The 16,204-nt window shown below is 71.1% G+C and carries 16 protein-coding genes; 7 read left to right on the forward strand and 9 right to left on the reverse strand.

Translation table 11 applies throughout. The features are described from left to right. Window positions 1-48 precede the first annotated feature (48 nt). Both IAG44_RS22905 and IAG44_RS22910 read right to left on the reverse strand, forming a co-directional pair. Entirely contained in the window at window positions 49-2,706 is a 2,658-nt protein-coding gene (locus IAG44_RS22905) for a helicase-associated domain-containing protein (protein WP_187748939.1), read from the reverse strand. 153 nt (window positions 2,707-2,859) lie between these two features. Beyond that, on the reverse strand, window positions 2,860-3,471 hold the full coding sequence (locus IAG44_RS22910; RefSeq protein WP_187748940.1) for a putative adhesin: 612 nt from the start codon (window positions 3,469-3,471) through the stop codon (window positions 2,860-2,862). Window positions 3,472-3,955: 484 nt separating this feature from the next. Between IAG44_RS22910 and IAG44_RS22915 the strand changes: the two genes are divergently transcribed. From IAG44_RS22915 to IAG44_RS22925, 3 genes are all read left to right on the forward strand, one after another. Then, window positions 3,956-5,011 (forward strand): hypothetical protein, encoded by a 1,056-nt coding sequence (locus tag IAG44_RS22915; RefSeq protein ID WP_187748941.1) that lies wholly within the window; start codon window positions 3,956-3,958, stop codon window positions 5,009-5,011. A gap of 126 nt (window positions 5,012-5,137) precedes the next feature. Beyond that, the gene (locus IAG44_RS22920) at window positions 5,138-6,370 is read left to right on the forward strand and encodes a serine hydrolase domain-containing protein (protein WP_187748942.1); all 1,233 of its coding nucleotides are present in this window, start codon (window positions 5,138-5,140) and stop codon (window positions 6,368-6,370) included. A 100-nt stretch (window positions 6,371-6,470) separates the two neighbouring features. After that, on the forward strand, window positions 6,471-7,136 hold the full coding sequence (locus IAG44_RS22925) for an HAD family hydrolase (protein WP_187748943.1): 666 nt from the start codon (window positions 6,471-6,473) through the stop codon (window positions 7,134-7,136). Here the strand turns inward: IAG44_RS22925 and IAG44_RS22930 are convergent. Further along, window positions 7,091-7,363 (reverse strand): hypothetical protein, encoded by a 273-nt coding sequence (locus IAG44_RS22930; RefSeq protein ID WP_187748944.1) that lies wholly within the window; start codon window positions 7,361-7,363, stop codon window positions 7,091-7,093. The two genes, IAG44_RS22925 and IAG44_RS22930, sit on opposite strands and share 46 nt — an antisense overlap. 226 nt (window positions 7,364-7,589) lie before the next feature. On the opposite strand from IAG44_RS22930, the gene IAG44_RS44310 reads away from it, so the two are divergent. Then, window positions 7,590-7,973 (forward strand): cold-shock protein, encoded by a 384-nt coding sequence (locus IAG44_RS44310; protein ID WP_187748945.1) that lies wholly within the window; start codon window positions 7,590-7,592, stop codon window positions 7,971-7,973. 52 nt (window positions 7,974-8,025) lie between these two features. Here the strand turns inward: IAG44_RS44310 and IAG44_RS22940 are convergent, their stop codons facing one another. The 4 genes from IAG44_RS22940 to IAG44_RS22955 form a co-directional block, all read right to left on the reverse strand. Then, window positions 8,026-8,907 (reverse strand): 1,4-dihydroxy-6-naphtoate synthase, encoded by an 882-nt coding sequence (locus IAG44_RS22940; RefSeq protein ID WP_187748946.1) that lies wholly within the window; start codon window positions 8,905-8,907, stop codon window positions 8,026-8,028. Continuing rightward, window positions 8,897-9,664 (reverse strand): futalosine hydrolase, encoded by a 768-nt coding sequence (locus IAG44_RS22945; protein ID WP_187748947.1) that lies wholly within the window; start codon window positions 9,662-9,664, stop codon window positions 8,897-8,899. Before IAG44_RS22945 ends, IAG44_RS22940 begins: the two co-directional genes overlap by 11 nt. Then, window positions 9,631-10,125 carry a DUF2771 domain-containing protein gene (locus tag IAG44_RS22950; RefSeq protein ID WP_246561994.1) on the reverse strand — a complete coding sequence of 165 codons (495 nt, stop codon included), beginning with the start codon at window positions 10,123-10,125 and terminating at the stop codon, window positions 9,631-9,633. Before IAG44_RS22950 ends, IAG44_RS22945 begins: the two co-directional genes overlap by 34 nt. 146 nt (window positions 10,126-10,271) lie before the next feature. After that, window positions 10,272-11,699 (reverse strand): MFS transporter, encoded by a 1,428-nt coding sequence (locus IAG44_RS22955; RefSeq protein WP_187748948.1) that lies wholly within the window; start codon window positions 11,697-11,699, stop codon window positions 10,272-10,274. A gap of 377 nt (window positions 11,700-12,076) precedes the next feature. Between IAG44_RS22955 and IAG44_RS22960 the strand changes: the two genes are divergently transcribed. Beyond that, the gene (locus tag IAG44_RS22960) at window positions 12,077-13,018 is read left to right on the forward strand and encodes a DUF3027 domain-containing protein (protein ID WP_187748949.1); all 942 of its coding nucleotides are present in this window, start codon (window positions 12,077-12,079) and stop codon (window positions 13,016-13,018) included. A gap of 38 nt (window positions 13,019-13,056) precedes the next feature. Here the strand turns inward: IAG44_RS22960 and IAG44_RS22965 are convergent, their stop codons facing one another. After that, a complete protein-coding gene (locus tag IAG44_RS22965; RefSeq protein ID WP_246561997.1) occupies window positions 13,057-14,154 on the reverse strand; it encodes a helix-turn-helix domain-containing protein in 1,098 nt (365 codons plus the stop codon). Window positions 14,155-14,428: 274 nt separating this feature from the next. After that, on the reverse strand, window positions 14,429-14,860 hold the full coding sequence (locus tag IAG44_RS43675) for an ATP-binding protein (RefSeq protein WP_246561998.1): 432 nt from the start codon (window positions 14,858-14,860) through the stop codon (window positions 14,429-14,431). A gap of 152 nt (window positions 14,861-15,012) precedes the next feature. Here IAG44_RS43675 and IAG44_RS22970 point away from each other — a divergent pair, with 152 nt between their 5' ends. Then, window positions 15,013-15,888 carry a helix-turn-helix domain-containing protein gene (locus IAG44_RS22970; RefSeq protein ID WP_187752828.1) on the forward strand — a complete coding sequence of 292 codons (876 nt, stop codon included), beginning with the start codon at window positions 15,013-15,015 and terminating at the stop codon, window positions 15,886-15,888. Continuing rightward, complete coding sequence (locus tag IAG44_RS22975; RefSeq protein WP_187748950.1) at window positions 15,885-16,163, forward strand: DUF397 domain-containing protein; 279 nt, start codon at window positions 15,885-15,887, stop codon at window positions 16,161-16,163. The genes IAG44_RS22970 and IAG44_RS22975 overlap by 4 nt, the downstream gene beginning before the upstream one ends. The last annotated feature ends 41 nt before the right edge of the window (window positions 16,164-16,204 follow it).

The raw sequence follows: 16,204 nt of genomic DNA on the forward strand, positions 1-16,204 counted from the left end.
CCTCATCCGGAGCCGATCACGCCGGGCGTACGGAGGGCTACCGGAGAGCTATTCCTCCGCCAGCTCCGCCACCCCCGTGATCCGGTGCAGGGGGTACGTGCGGATCTCGTCCGCCGTGTGGTCGTAGGCCGTGACGAAGCCGCCCTCGACGCGGAGGGGGGCGATGACGCGCTGGGAGGCGGCGCCGTCGGCGTTGACGTAGCCGATCCACAGGGGCTCGCTGGTGAGGACGGCGGCCTGGACGGTGGCAAGGGTGTCGGCGGCGGTCGTACGGGGGAGTTCGCCGGGGGTATTACGGGACGTCTCGGGGGCGGGCTTGCGCGGGGTCGTCGAGGCCAGGTCGCCCGCCCTGATCGCGCGGACCGCCGCCGTCAGGAGGGTCGCGTCCGGGACGGGGGGACCGTCCGGGACTGGCTCCGGAGGGGTACGGGGCGGAGTGCGGTGCGCGTCGGCGCGGTGGATCAGGACGTCGCCGTCGGGGGACTCGGCCGCCGGGGCGTAGCCCATCGTGCGCAGGACGTCGAGGAGGGACGCCGGGTCGGCCTGCGCCGCGAGGACCGTCGGGGCGAGGCGCCGCAGCCGCAGCGGCCCCGACCGCTTGTCCGCCAGGATCTCGTTCAGCAGCGCGTCGTCGTCGCAGCGGACGTACGCCGACGCCGCGCCCACCCGGAGGTGGCCATGCCTGCGGGCCACGTCGTCGATCAGGTACGACAGGGGCTGCGGGACCGGCGTCCGCGAGTGCGCCGCCAGGAAAGCGTGCAGGTCGGACGCCGTACGCCCGGCGTCGAGCGCGCGGCGCACCGAGGCCGGGGTGAACCGGTACACCGTCGCCCCGCCCTTCGACTCGACGTCCGCCAGCACGTCCAGCGTGTCCGCGAGCGGCCGCTTCAGTGGGCCGGGCGCGACCGCCGTCAGGTCCGCCTGGAGCAGTACGTGGTCCAGGGGCTCGGGCAGGAGCGGGGTGAGGAGCCGGGCGGCAGCGGCGGTCGCCACGGCCTGCTCCGCCGGGGGTAGGGGTACTACGGGTCGCGGGGCGGGGTGGTGATGGTGCACCGGCAGCTTGTCGCCCGCGCCGGACGCGCCGGACGGGTCCTGGACGCCGGGTCCGCCGGAGGCGGGTGTCCCGTCGCCCGTACTTCCTGTGGCCGGGGTTCCCGCTCCCGTACCCCCTGAGGGGTAGCCCGCAGGTACTGCTCCCGGCACCCCCAGCGCTCCCGGCGCCCCCAGCAGGGCCCGCCCCTGCCCCGACAGCGCCCCCCTACCCGTAATACCCAAGGACTCCGCCTCGGCCAGCGTCCACTGCGCGAGCCGCGTCCGCAGATCGCCCTCACCCCGCTCGGACGACCGCTCAGACCCGCGATCGGCCCCGCGCAACGGCCGCTCCCAACGCAGCCGGGCCAGTAGCGACTCAGAGGTAGGGGACGTCCCCTCCGGGAGGCCGGCCAGCAGCCCCAGCACCCGCCGCCGTACCTCCGGCGCCGCCGACCGGTCCAGCCCGGGACCGAGCGCCGAGAGCGTCCGGTCCTTCGCGTCCCGCCCGCCCACCACACCGGGCGTCCGCGTCGCCGTGAGCCACGCCTCAGCGAGCCGCGCCCACCGCTCCGCCGCCGGACGCTCCAGCCACTCGTCGTACTCGGGGGTCGCCGCGTACCGCTCGTCCGCCTCGCCGTCCGACGCCAACAGGCCGGCCGCATAGGCGAGTTCGACCCAGAACGCGGCCACCGGCTCCGACACGTCGAGCGCCACGGCGGTCCGCTTCAGGTCACGCACACTGAGCCCGCCGGCCCGTAGTACCGCAGGACCACCCTCGTCCCAGTCCTTCAGCAGCTCCTCGACCGTCGCGAGCGCCGTGTACGCCTGCCCGGCCGCCGTCGCGTCCACGACCTCCGGACTGTGAACTCCCGCCGCCTCCACGGCCGGTGGCCACGGCTCCACCACCCGGTGCGCCCGCCCGCCCCGCAGATGCAGCGCCACCTCACGGGGCAGGACGACCGTCCCCGGCGACGTCGGCAGCAGCAGCCCCCGGTCGAGCAGCCACCGCAGCCGGGGCGCCGGATCCGCCGTGACCTGCCCGTACGGCGGCCCCCACACCAGCCGCTCCAGCACCTCGAGCGACTCCGCAGGCGCCTTCGCCAGCAGCGCCTTCAGCTTGCGACGGCTGGAGAACAGCGCCGTGAGACCGGCCACCGCGCTCACCGAGTCGTGCGTCGACGGCAGCCCCGCCGCCGCCACGATCTCCTGCACCCGCCCCGGCGACATCCCGGCCGTCGCCTCCTGGACGCTCGGCCCGAGACCCGTAGGGGACGGGTGCTGCGGCGAGGGGACCAGTAGCTCTCTGGCGGTACGCACCAGCCTCAGCCGGTCGTCGTCCCCCCATACCAGCGCCTGTTCACGCAGCGCCGCCACCGCGCCCGGCAGCGCCGCCGTCACCGCCGGGTCCTTCTCGTCCCCGGCCATCAGACCCAGGAGCTCCCGGTACGACGCCGGGTCCCCCGCCACGGCCAGCGCCTCCGCCGTCTGGAGCGTGAACCGGTCCAGCCGCTCCAGGGCCCGTACGACCGACGCGCGGGTCCCCGCTCTCGTCGCCAGCTGGGTCAGGTCGGTCGGCACCGGCGTGATGAGGTCCGGACGGCAGCGCAGCAGCGCGGCGAGGGACCGGTCGTCGCGCGAGCGCAGCGCCTCGGCGAGGGAGCGGGGGGTGCTCATCTGACCCACGGTAGCGGGTACGGCCGGGTGAGGGGTCCCCCGCGAGAGTTACGCCACGCGAGCGAGGTGTGACTGAGCACTTCAGTTGGCCACTCTGTGCCTCGTAGGTGGCCGCGCGACGGACGACGCGGCCTGGGGGCCGACGATGCGCTGCTACTTCTTTCTGCGCTTGGACGGGTTCGCAGGCTCCGGAGTCGGGGTCCTGGATGTGGTGCGCAGCATGACTGTGTAGTTGCGGTGCTCGAAGAGCCGGTCGATCTCCGGGACGCTGGAGGAGCCCACACCGCAGCAGGCGTAATGGATGGTCAGCGGCGGGGCGTTGTCTTCCCGGTCTTGGCGCGCCGTGGCAAGTTCCTGCACTTTGTCCCGCAGCATGCCGCCTTCGACCGAGGTTGCGCCCTCGGCCAGATGCCTGGCTTCCAGCGGCATCAGCTTGTAGTTGATGACCTCCTCACCGGCGCGGAAGGTCTTGGGATAGCCGGTGGGCATGGGTTTGCGCTTGTTGGTGGGGCCGACCAGTTCGAGGTCGTCCGCCGTCGGCGGGGTGCCGGACTCGACGAGCTTGGCCACCTCGTTCTCCAGCCATGCACCGGGCGGCGCGTAGACGACCAGTTCGATGCCCTCGGGCACGGTGAAGGTGGCCTTGAGCGCGCGGCTGCGCGGGTTGTCGGGATTCTTGGGCAGGCGCTGGTTGTCTCCGAACCGCCCGTGCCCGCTGAGCACAGCCACGTCCGGGTCCTGGTCCTGGGAGGCGTCGTTCGGCATCCGTTGCACGGACACCGCCCGGCTGCCGAGCATCCGGCACACTGCGGCGTTGCCGACGGAGCGCTGAAGCCCCGTCAGGGCACCGGGCCCCTGTGGCACTGCGGGTGACGTGAACGTTGCGGGGGAGACCGGCCGCGGACTTCTGTGGGACCCGCGACGTTCCTGGGCCTCTTCATACGCGCGCATCAGGTCACTCCCATCAAGTACGAGATCCACGCGAAACACGGTGGCATGTCGATGTTAGGGAGTCGCGCGCGGTGACGCAGAGCGCCGGTGGGCACACTTTGGGGCAACGTGACTTCCCCCTGGGCCAGGTGTGACCGGTCATCTGGCGGAACGCTCAACCGGCCGGCTCGAATGCTCTACTGGCCAACTGAAATGCTCAGTCACACGAGGACGGCCCGCCGCCTCTCCCGTAAGCCCCCTACAACTCCAGATCTACTGGATCTACTGGACGAAGTCCCCCGCGCGGTAGCTTCTTCCCGTGGGGATCGAAAGCGACCAAGTCGTCTACGAGTACCTGAGCCGCGTCGGCGACGTGGCTCAGCAGCAGCAACTGGCGTCCTCAGCGCGGATGCGGCTCGTGTCGGAGCTGCGCAACGAGATCGACCAGCGCCGCGCGAAGGCCACGGTGGACAGCCCGGCGGCCGTCCGGAAGATCATCGCGAGACTGGGCAGCCCGGACGACGTCGTCGCCGCGGCGGGGGGCCAGGGTGGGCCCGGGACACCGGCCGTCGCCGTACCCGTACAACCTTCGTACTCCCCGGGATCCCCCTCGGGGTCGGCGGGCCCCGCCGGGCCGACGTCACCCACAGCACCCACCACACCCGCCGGACCCGCTGCCCGTGCCGACGCCGACTCCGACGGCCCCGCCTTCCCCGCCCCCCGATCCGGCGACGACGACGCCTTGCCCGACTGGTGGCGGGGCGGACCCGTAGGTCTGGAGAGTGACCTCGACGAGGTCCCCGGCTTCGTCGGCGGCGTCGAGATCCCCGAACTCCTCAAGTCCCCGCGCGGCAGGACCCTGGAGAAGAAGACCGACGACGAGACCCCGGCCACGCCCCCGGCGGACGACCAGACCGACGCCACCGCCACAGCCCCCGGCAAGTCCGGCAAGGCCGAGAAGCCAGGCAAGACCGCCAAGGCCCGCAAGTCCGCCGACGCCGAACCCCGGCGCCGCCGCCTCGTCCCCCTTCCCTCCGGCCAGTGGAGCAACCCCCTCCTCCTGCTCGCCGCCGCCTCTCTCGTCGCGGGCGCGGTCCTCGGCAACCTCATCCCGCTGGGCGCCGGTTGGCTCATCGCTTACGTGTCCCGGCGGCTCAGCGTCCAGGAGAAGAAGACGGCCGTCTTCTGGATCCCCGGCTGCGCGGTCGGGGCCGGCCTGGTGTGGCTGTGGGGACGCAACGAGGGCCGCTGGGGCGATCCCATCGTCGCCGGGCACATGAACGACGCGGTCTCACAGACCTGGCCCTGGGTACTACGGGTCGCGGCCATCACGTCCGCTCTGTACCTGGTCTGGCGCTCGCAGCGGAACAAGTAGCTCCACGGAGGGACGGGCAGCCGTACACCCCGAGCCGTAGGGGCCCCGGGCCGTAGGGGACATCCCCGAACGGCGTCCGGGGCATCCCCGATGCCGTCCGGTCCCCGGAACTGGTCAGCTCGACTCATGGGAAAAACACGGCACTTACCTCGCACGGTCGTCGCCCTCACCACAGTCGTCCTCACCGCGGTCGGCGCGCTCGCCGCCACCGCCGCCCCCGCGCTCACCGCCCCCGCACTCTCCGCCCCGCCCCGCCCGTCCCCGGGGCCCCACGCCCCAACTCAGGCCGCCCTGAACGAGATCGCCGCCCAGGGCACCCCCGGAGTCATCGCCCAGGTGAAACACCCCCGGGGCAGGTGGAACGGCCGAGCGGGCGTCGCCGACCTTGCGACCGGCCGACAGCGCGCCGTCCACGAGAGGTTCCGCGTCGCCAGCGTCACCAAGCCCTTCACCGCCACGGTGCTCCTCAAGCTCGAAGCCCGGCGGAAACTGTCCCTGGACGACAGCGTGGAGAAGTGGCTACCCGGGGTAGTACGCGGCAAGGACTACCACCCCGAGCGCATCACCGTCCGCCACCTGCTCAACCACACGAGCGGGATCTACGACTACAACATGGACGACGGCTTCCGCGCCAAGTACTACGGGGACGAGTTCGACAAGAACCGCCACCACCGCTGGGCCCCGGGGGAGTTGGTGGCCATCGCCTTGGCGCACCCGGCCAACTTCCAGCCGGAGCAGGGCAGTCGCCCCGGCCGCCCCGGCAAGTGGGACTACTCCGACACCAATTACGTCCTCGCCGGAATGATCATCGAGAAGGTCACCGGCGGCACCTACCGCGAGGCGGTCGAAAACCTCGTCGTCAAACCGCTCAAGCTGCGCGGCACGAAAGTCCCCGGCACCTCACCCAAGCTGCCCCGGCCGCACGCGACCCACTACTCCACGCTCTTCGAGGACGGCCCGGACGCGAAGACGCGCGACGTCACCGAGTTCAGCCCCACGGTCGCCTTCTCGGCCGGAGAGATCATCTCGACCGTCGGCGACGTGAACACCTTCATGTCCGCGCTCCTCGCCGGCGACCTGCTGCCCGCCGCCCAGCAACGGGCGCTGCTCGACGCCGTGGCCGTCGACGGCGACAAGGGCCACGGCGGTCCCGAGGACGTCTACGGCCTGGGCATCCGGCACTTCAAACTGAGGGACGGCTGCTGGGCCTGGGGTCACGGCGGCATGATCCCCGGCTCCGCGACCCGCACGGTGGCCACGGCGGACGGCCGCCACGTGCTGACCATGAACCGCAACGGCGACTGGGGCGACCAGCGGCTGGAGGACGCGCTCGTCGAGACCGAGTTCTGCGAGAGCTGACGGGGTCCTGCGGAAGCTGACGGGCATAGGGGGAACGGCGACCCCTAGTACCCCTAATACTCCCGAGACGGTCACCGCCCCGGCTGGGACACTGATCGGCATGACCTCTCCCGCGCACCCCGCCCCCGCGCACCCCGTAGTCGGCTTCGACCTCGACATGACCCTCATCGACTCCCGCCCCGGAATCCGCGCGTGCTACGTGACTCTCGCCCAGCGGACCGGCGTGCACATAGACGCCGACCTGGTGGTCAGCCGGCTCGGCCCGCCTGTCGAGGACGAGATGGCCCACTGGTTCCCGGCCGAGGAGGTCGCGGAGATGGCGGCCCTCTATCGCAGGTTGTACCCCGAGTACGCCGTGAGAGGGACCCTCGCCCTGCCCGGAGCCCGCGAGGCGATCACGGCCGTCCACGCGGCGGGCGGCCGCGCCATCGTCGTCACCGCGAAGCACGAGCCCAACGCGAAGCTCCACATGGAACACCTGGGGCTTGACCCTGACGTCGTGGTCGGGGACCTGTGGGCCGAGCAGAAGGCGGAAGCGCTCAGGGAATACGGCGCCCACGTCTATGTCGGTGATCACGTAGGGGACGTCAGGGGTGCCCGCGCGGCCGGCGCGCTCTCCGTCGGAGTGATCACCGGACCGTGCGATGCGGAGGAATTGCGCACGGCCGGTGCGGATGTGGTGCTCGACGATCTTCTCGCGTTCCCGGGATGGCTTTCGGCCTATCTCGCGGATGCCCCGGAAGCCGTTGATCCCTCCCTCGCCTGACGCCGCCCGGCCGCGATCGAACGCAGTACACCCGCGCCCGCGATCAGGAAGCCGACACCCATGAGCATGCTCAATCCGAACATGTACGCAGGAAAAGGCGTCGTTCCGAGGAACAACGGGGTCACGGTGACGAGAGTGGCCACCGTACCGGCGAAGAACACGATCGCACCGGCGCGGATCAGCCGGTCACCGGGGGCGGCGGAATTCGTTTGGGTTTTGTCACGCACCGGACCAGGGTAGTTCCCAGCCCGAAGGAACAGCCGGGGGACGTCTTGTCACCCGCGCGCAGACCATTAGCCTTGGTACCGGCGGGTCATGGTCGACCCGCTGTACTGCTATCCGGAGCCGTTCACGCGGTGCCAAGGCGCCGAGGCGCCAGGTTCCACGGACGGTTTTCAGAAGCGGTTTTACGACAGAAGCAGTTTTCCGACGAGTACGAGGACGAGGACAGACGTGCCTACCGGCAAGGTCAAGTGGTTCAACAGCGAGAAGGGCTTCGGCTTTCTCTCCCGCGACGACGGCGGTGACGTCTTCGTCCATTCCTCGGTCCTCCCCGACGGAGTCGAGACACTCAAGCCGGGCCAGCGCGTGGAGTTCGGAGTCGTCGCCGGTCAGCGCGGCGATCAGGCCCTTTCGGTCGTTCTCCTCGACCCGACTCCTTCCGTCGCCGCCGCTCAGCGCAAGAAGCCGGACGAACTCGCCTCCATCGTCCAGGATCTGACCACCGTCCTGGAAAACATCACGCCCATGCTGGAGAAGGGGCGTTATCCGGACAAGGCTTCCGGAGCGAAGATCGCCGGATTGCTGAGGGCGGTCGCGGACCAACTCGACGTCTAGGGAATACCCGTACGTCCCAGGAGCTACGGCCCCAGGGACGGGAGTTACGGCCTCAGGGAAACCGCAGGGCGTCCGGGCCGAGGGGCGGTACCAGCCCCTCGGCCGCCGCGCGCGTGAGCAACCCGCGTACGGCGGCGTAGCCGTCCTCACCGAGGTCGGCCGTGAACTCGTTGACATACAGCCCGATGTGCTGGTCCGCGACGGCCGGGTCCATCTCCTGCGCGTGTTCCATGACGTACGGCCGGGTCATCTCGGGGTCGTCCCAGGCGGCCCGCACGGACGCCCGGATCGACTCGGCCAGCAGCTCCAACCGCTCGGCGCCCAGGGACCGTCGGGCGATGATCGCGCCCAGCGGGATGGGCAGCCCCGTCGTCGACTCCCAGTGCTCGCCCATGTCCGCGAGCTTGTGCAGGCCGAAGTTCTGGTACGTGAACCGCGCCTCGTGGATGACGAGCCCCGCGTCGACCTTCCCGTCCCGGACGGCGGGCATGATCTCGTGGAACGGCATCACGACGATGTCCCCGACCCCGCCGGGCACCGTCTCCGCCGCCCACAGCCGGAACAGCAGGTACGCCGTCGACTTCTCGCTCGGCACAGCCACCGTACGACCTTCGAGGGAGACCCCGGCCTCCCTCGTGAGTACCAGGGGCCCACAGCCGCGCCCCAGCGCCCCGCCGCACGGCAGGAGGGCGTAGTCCTCGAGTACGTACGGCAGGACGGCGTAGGAGACCTTCAGGGCGTCGTACTCGCCCCGCTGGGCCATGCCGTTGGTGATGTCGATGTCCGCGAACGTGACGTCGAGCGCGGGGGCGCCCGCGACGCGGTCGTGCGCGAGGGCGTCGAAGACGAACGTGTCGTTCGGGCAGGGGGAGTAGGCGATCTTCAGCGGCTGCTCCGCGGGCACGGACTCGGCGGGCGTGTGCTCAGAAGTCATGTCGTCTCCAACTCTCCAGGACGGGGGCCAGCTTCCCGAACCCCGCCGTCAGCGACTCCAGCGCGTCCTTGATGCGCCAGGCCGAACGGTCGCGCGGACCAACGGCGTTGGAGACCGCGCGCAGTTCGAGGACGGGGACGCCGTGGGCGCCGGCCGCCTCCGCGACCCCGAAGCCCTCCATCGCCTCGGCGAGCGCGCCGGGGTGAGCGGCGCGCAGGTCGTCGGCCCGGCGCGCGGTGCCGGTGACCGTCGAGACGGTCAGGACGGTGCCGGTGCGGGCCCCGGTGGCGGTGGCGGCGCGGCGTACGAGGTCCGGGGGCGGGGTGTGGGTGACGGTGCCGAAGCCGAGGTCGGTCACGGGCAGGAACCCGTCGGCGGTCTCGGCGCCCAGGTCGGCCGCCGTGATGTGGTCCGCGAGGATCAGGGAGGCTACGGGGGCGTCCGGGGCGAAGCCGCCCGCGATACCGGCCGAGACGACCAGGTCGTACGGGTCTCCCGTAAGGGACGCGGCGGTGAGAGCGGTCGCGGTGGAGGCTGCGGCGAGGGCGGGGCCGACGCCGACGGCGAGGAGGTCGTAGCGGCCGGGGGCACCCGTGGGGTGATGGAGGGTCAGTCCCCCCGGGAGGGTACGGGTCTCCCCGTAGGGGTCCGGGAACGCCTGTGCCACCGCGTCCCGTTCGGCGGGGACCGCGGTGGCGACCAGGACGCGGACGGCTGACGTGGTCAGTTGTCCGTCTTCTTCAGGCGGAACGACCACAGACCCGTGACGGCCTGGCTGTCCTTCTTGCCGTCACCCGCCTTGATGGTGACGAGCGTCGAGTTGCCCTGGGCGCCGTACTGGGCGTTGAAGAAGACGCTGCCCGGGATCGTCAGGTAGGTCTTCGTGTTCTCACCGGTGAGCGGCTGGCCGTTCATCAGGACCGTCCAGCGCTTTTTGGCGACGTCGGGGTCCACGCCGAAGCGGACGGTGTCGACCTCGGAGTCCACGTCGATCGACTTGATGTCCTCGTCCTTCAGGCACGCCGTCAGCTTCGACGTGTCCAGCACGGAGTCCTCACCGCCGCAGGTGGCCTCCTCGCTGACCGACGACGACCCGACGGAGATCGTCGAGAACGGGGTCGGCTTGTCGCAGGCCGAGAGCACGAGCAGTCCGGCGGACACGGCGCCGGCGGCGGCGACGGCGCGGCGGCGTCGCACAGCAGCGGATTGCTTGGTCATGGGCGAAGGTTATCGGGCCCGCCCGGCGCTCTTCCTATGCGGGGTGCGGCGTCGCTGTGCGTTAGGCCACGCGGGGTGGCCGTAGCGCTGAGGTACTACGGGCCACCCCGCCTCGCCGCGCACCTCACCCCCAGGTACTACGGGTACTACGCCACCCGCCCTCGCCCCCCACCCCCACTACCCCCGTGCCGCGCCGACCCCAGCAGCCCCTTCGCCGTGGTCGCCCACCCCACCGCCACCACACACGCCGCCACCGACAGCCCCAGCGTCCCGTTCAGCGGCATCACGATCCCCACCGCCCCGCCGAACACCGACGACACCTGGAGCAGCGTCTCCGAGCGGGCGAACGCCGACGTCCGCACCAACTCGGGCACGTCCCGCTGGATCAGCGCGTCCAGCGACAGCTTGGCCAGCGCCTGCGAGAACCCGGCGACCGCCGCGAGGCAGGCGACGAGGAACGCCCCGAACAGCAGCGCCGCCGTCACTGTCGCCCCGAGGACCACCGCGACGACCGTCACGACGATCAACTCCGGTGCCCGCGACCGCAACCAGGCCCCCACCGTCGTCCCGAGCGCGTTGCCCGCGCCCGCCGCGACGGCGACCATGCCGAGTGACACGGCGGCGCTCTGCCCGGTCAGCGGATGCTCGCGCAGCAGGAACGCGAGGAAGAAGGTGAGGAACCCCGACAGCCAGCGCAGGGCCGCGTTCGCGCCGAGCGCGTGCGTGACGCCGATGCCGACGGTCCGCAGCCCCGGCCGCTTGGCGGACTTGAGCGGCCCGTGCAGATGCTCCGCGTCGGCGGCGAGCAGCGCGACGTCCTCCCCCTTCGCGGAGTCCACCTTCGGCGGCAGCGTGAACGACAGGAACGTCCCCACGACGAAGATCACGAACGCCCCGTAGAGCGGCCACCCGGAGCCGATCTGGTGCAGCCCCGCCGCGACGGGCGCCGCGATCCCGGTCGCCAGAAGTCCCCCCAGGGTCACGCGGGAGTTGGCCTTGACCAGGGAGAGCTTCGGCGGCAGTAGTCGGGGTACTACCGCAGAGCGAACCACCCCGTACGCCTTGGAGGCTACGAGTACCCCCAGGGCCGCGGGGTACATCTCCAGGCTCCCTGTGGCGACGGCCCCCGAAAGTACTAGGGCGAGCAGCGCCCGCGCGAGCATCGCCCCGGCCATCGCCGCGCGCCGCCCGTGCGGGAGCCGGTCGAGGAGCGGGCCGATGACGGGGGCGAGAACGGTGAACGGCGCCATGGTGATGGCGAGATACAGCGCGACGCGCCCGCGCGCCTCGTCCGTGGGGACGGAGAAGAACACCGTGGACGCGAGGGCGACGGTGATCATGACGTCGCCCGCGCCGTTCACGGCGTGCAGTTCGATGAGTTTGCCGAGGCCCGACTCGCCCGCGCCGTGCGCGTGCGTGGCCTTTCTGATGCCCCGGGCCGTCCCGGTGAACGGGAAGTGCAGGGCACGGCCGAGCGAGCGGACGGGTCCGCCGATCCGGCCCGAACCGCCGCCTCGCCCCTTCCCCTGCCCGCCGATTCCGGTCGCGCCCTGGGGTGTCCGCGCGGTAGCCACGACGTTCATAGTGCCCCGAGAAGGCGGTGCGTAGTGCGGTTACCGCGCGTACGGGTGGGGACTTCTCGCCGTTTTCACCGCTGGTTCCCAGGTATTACGGGTCCTCTGCGGGTCCGCTGCCGGGCCTCTGCGAGTCGTCTGCGGGGCGTCTACGGGTCCTCTCGGGGGTCCCGTACCGATCGTCGTGTCCCGTCGGTGTGGGCTGAGCGGCCGTGAACAGGTAGCGTGCGTATCTCAGCCATCCCGCACAATGGATGGCACAGGTGCGCCCGAGCACGATCGGACGCGGACGTCGACGCGGCCCACAGGTCCGCTCCGTCCGTTCCGCGGCCCGAGACACCGCACCCGACAGACGGCGTAGGAGAGAAGCGATACCTGTGAGCGCAGCGACCACGCGAAGCCGCACCCCCGACCGCCTGTGCGCCGAGGCCGTCGACCTCGCACGCACCGCAGCCGAGGAGGCGGCGGCACCGGGTGTCGTCGGTGAGCACGTGGGGCTCGTCTCCGAGGGCGACCGGGTCGTCACCCACTTCTTCGAGTGCAAGGAACTCGGCTACCGGGGCTGGCGCTGGGCCGCGACGGTCGCCCGCGCGTCGCGCGCCAAGCTCGTGACGCTCGACGAGGTCGTCCTCCTGCCCGGCCCCGACGCCGTCCTCGCGCCCGAGTGGGTGCCCTGGAGCGAGCGCCTGCGCCCCGGCGACCTCGGCCCCGGCGACCTCCTGCCCACCGACGCCGAGGACCAGCGCCTGGAGCCCGGCCTCACCGCCGACGCCGACGACCGCCTCGCCCCCGGCGACTCCGGCGAGGACGAGCCGCAGCTCACCCCCGGCCTCGTGGAACTCGCCGACGCCGAGGACGCCGAGATCACCCCCGGCCTCGCCACGCCGCCCGCGCGCGGCACGATCACCGCCGTCGCCGACGAGCTCGGGCTGCGCCGCGCCCGCGTGCTGTCCCGCTACGGTCTGCACATCGCCGCCGACCGCTGGGAAGAGGCGTTCGGCGCGCAGACCCCGATGGCCCAGGCCGCCCCCGCGACCTGCGTGAGCTGCGGTTTCCTCACGCCGATCGGCGGCAGCCTCGGCCAGGCGTTCGGTGTCTGCGCCAACGAGTTCTCGCCCGCCGACGGCCGTGTCGTCTCCCTCACGTACGGGTGCGGTGGCCACTCGGAAGCGGCTGTCATGCCCGCGCCGCCGCGTCCGGCGGAGCCGGTCGTCGACGAGACCCGGGTGGACCCGTTCCCCCTCCGCCCCGCAGCCGACTCGGGGTCCGTCCCCGTAGGGGCCGGGGACGAGGAGACGGCGGAACTGGGGCACTCGTAGCTCTTCCGGGGGAGCCCTTTCGGCTGAGTACCTGAGGGCTAACTCTCGCGGATGTGGGCGTGGACGTCGGTCCCGGGGCCCCAGTCGTGCTGTGCGGCGCGTCCGGTCCCGGGTGGGCTCGGGTGGGGGCGGCAGTCCAGGCAGGGGGTGCCTGGGGTGGTGGGGCGCCGGTAGGGGCGTTCGCAGCCGGGGCAGACGGGGGCGGGTACGCGGGGGTCCGGAGGTACTACGGGTACTACGGGTCCTACGGGTCCTACGGGGACGGGCGTGAGGTCCCCTGGGTCTACGGGTACTACGGGTCGCCCGGTGCCGGGGTACGGCACGGGTGGGAGCAGGGCCGTCAGACGGTGGGCCAGGAAGGCGGCCGGGCGGTGCAGGGGTTCTACGGGAAGGTTCTCGGTCAGGGCCCGGCGGACGGCCGTGGGGGAGACGTCGCGTTCCAGCCAGGCGGCGACGCCGGGGGCCAGGTGGGCGACGTCGGCGGCGGAGAGGAACAGGCGGGGGTCGTGGCGGCGGAGCCTCGCCAGCACGTCGGACGCCTGCTGGAAGAGCGCCGGGGCTGTGCAGGAGGGCTGGGGTACTACGGGGAGCGCCTTCTTGCGGGGCTGCTGCGCGGGCCTGGGACCGGGGCAGGGGGACGAGGACGGGGACGTCGGGTGATCCGGGATGCCGTGGCCGTGGCTGTGGTCGTGGCTGTGGTCGTGGTCGTGGTCGGCGTCGCCGTTGCCATGCCCTGACGCCCTGCGGCTGACCCGCCCCGGCTGGTTGCAGGACACCGTTCGCGTGATGATGCGTCCGCCCTGGATGTGCTCGCGTTCGCGGCGCAGGTAGCCGTGGGCCTCCAACTCCCGTAGCCCGGCGGCGATTCGGACGGCGCCCTCCGGGAAACGTGCGGCGAGGGACTTGATGGCGATGGGGGTGCCCGAGGGCAACGACTGGATGTGGACGGCCAGTCCGATCGCGAGCAGCGACATGTCCGGGTGCTGGGCGAGGTGGTTGCCGATCACCGTGAAGCGGTTGGTGTGCCGGGTGTTCTCGTGAACCAGACCTGCGTGCGGGTGACGCCGGTTCGGGTGTTTGCGGGCACCTGGGCGGGACTGGGCGTGCGAGGGCACGCTAATCTCAGGGGTATCCATCGGGAAGGTCTTGTCTTCCTAGGTGGTCAGGCCCTCGCTGTGGGATGCCAGTCCCCGCGAGGGCCGTCGTATGTCTGGAGTTGTGTTGAGGCAGAGCGTAAGGCATACAACCCGCCCCGGATCAAGTCCGGTTGGCCGCGTTCACCCGCCGGAGTGAGCGCGCTCCCCGCCTCGCCGGCCAGGGCGGGAGGGGTGGGGTTTGGCGGGTTCCTTTAGCCCCGTTCCTTTACCAAAAGGAGCTGGCCCCACCGGAGCACGGATTCCCGGACCCCGGTCATCCCACCGCAATCTCGGCCCAGACAGTCTTCCGCGGCGACGGCCCCTCGGTGACGCCCCAAGCGGTCGTACACGCCTGCACAAGCGCGAGCCCGTACCCAGACTCGGCGTCGGGAGAGGCGAGTTGAGGCCGGGGCATCCGGTCCCCACGCGTATCGGACACCTCGATACGCAGAACGCCCCCCAAATCCCGCACGACCAGCAGGAAATCCCGCCCGGGGACCCGCCCATGCTGCACGGCGTTGTTGGCCAGCTCCGCGATCACGATCCGCGCGGGATCCAACGGCAGCCCCCAATCCCGGAGTTGTTCCGCAGCAAGCAGCCGAGCGAGGCGCGCACCACGCCGGGTGGGGGAGAGTTGGACACTGAAGTGGCGGGCGGGTGTGGTGGGTTGGGCGGTGGACTGGGGTGGGGGAGTTTTCTGAACCATGTGATGCAGCGTGGCCGGATGCGCTTCACTTTTCAGTCATATCGCGGCTACGTAGAGCGACTGTCCAACCGTTGTCCAATCGTGTCGACGGGGTAGAGGCGGTGCTCGGGGTAGAGGCGGCGAGTACAGCGTCGTACGACCAAGGGGCAAGGATGAGCGGTGACGGTGAAGCGGGGCGGCTGACGACCGAGGCGGACGAGCAGGGGTGGGAGGTCGACCCGGACGACGAGTGGGGGTTGGCCGTACTCGTCAGCGTGGGGCGGCAGTTGAAGCTCCGCCGCGAGGCGAAAAAGATGCGGGTCCCGGAGTTCGCCAAGGCGATCGGCTACAGCGAGGACATGGTCTACAAGATCGAGGCCGGGTCCCGCATCCCGAAGCAGGTGTATCTGGACAGGGCCGACAGAATCCTGGACGCGGGCGGCCTCGTCTCGGCGATGTGGGAGGACGTGGAGAAGGTTCGGTACCCGAAGAAGGTGCGGGACTTGGGCGACCTGGAGTCGAAGGCGACCGACCTCCTGCTGTACGACCCGCTGAACATCCATGGGCTGCTTCAAACGCCGGAGTACGCACGTGCGTTGCTCATGATGCGGCGGCCCGCGTACACGGACGCCGAGGTGGAGAGGTTCCTTGCCGCACGGATGGCTCGCAAGTCCGTGTTCGAGCGCGCACAGCCGCTGGAGTTGAGCTTCATCCTGGAGGAGTGGACGCTTCGGCGTGCGCTCGGCGGGCGGGAGGTGCGGGCCAGGCAGCTTGAACACCTGCTGGAGCTAGGGAAGTTGCGCAACGTCGAGATCCAGATGATGCCCATGAATCTGGAGGAGCACGCGGGCACGGCCGGTGGCATCGAACTGCTGAAGTTCAAGGACGGTTCAGCGAAGGGGCGTTCACCGGAGGTGGCCAATGGTCGACCGGTCGACGACCCGAAGCACATCCGTATCCTTGAGACGCGATATGGCATTATCCGATCGCAGGCTCTCACGCCTCGTGAGACCACGGCCCACATTGAACAACTGCTGGGGGAAAGATGACCCGCACCACCTCGACCGGGGGCACCTCTCACCTCGCATGGTTCAAGAGCAGCTACAGCAGCGGCAGCGAGGGGGACTCCTGCGTCGAGGTGGCGCTCGACTGGTTCAAGAGCAGTTACAGCAGTAGTAGCGAGGGTGATTCCTGCGTCGAAGTCGCCACCACCCCCGCCACCATCCACATCCGCGACTCCAAGTACCGCGACTCCAGCCCCCGCCTCGCCGTCGCCCCCGACACCTGGACCGGCTTCCTCCAGGCGTTCCCGCGCACCCCGTAATACCGAAGTACGCCCCCGTAAGACCTGAGCGGTACGGTCTC

The organism is Streptomyces roseirectus, assembly GCF_014489635.1.
In the GTDB taxonomy this organism is placed as follows: Bacteria; Actinomycetota; Actinomycetes; order Streptomycetales; family Streptomycetaceae; genus Streptomyces; species Streptomyces roseirectus.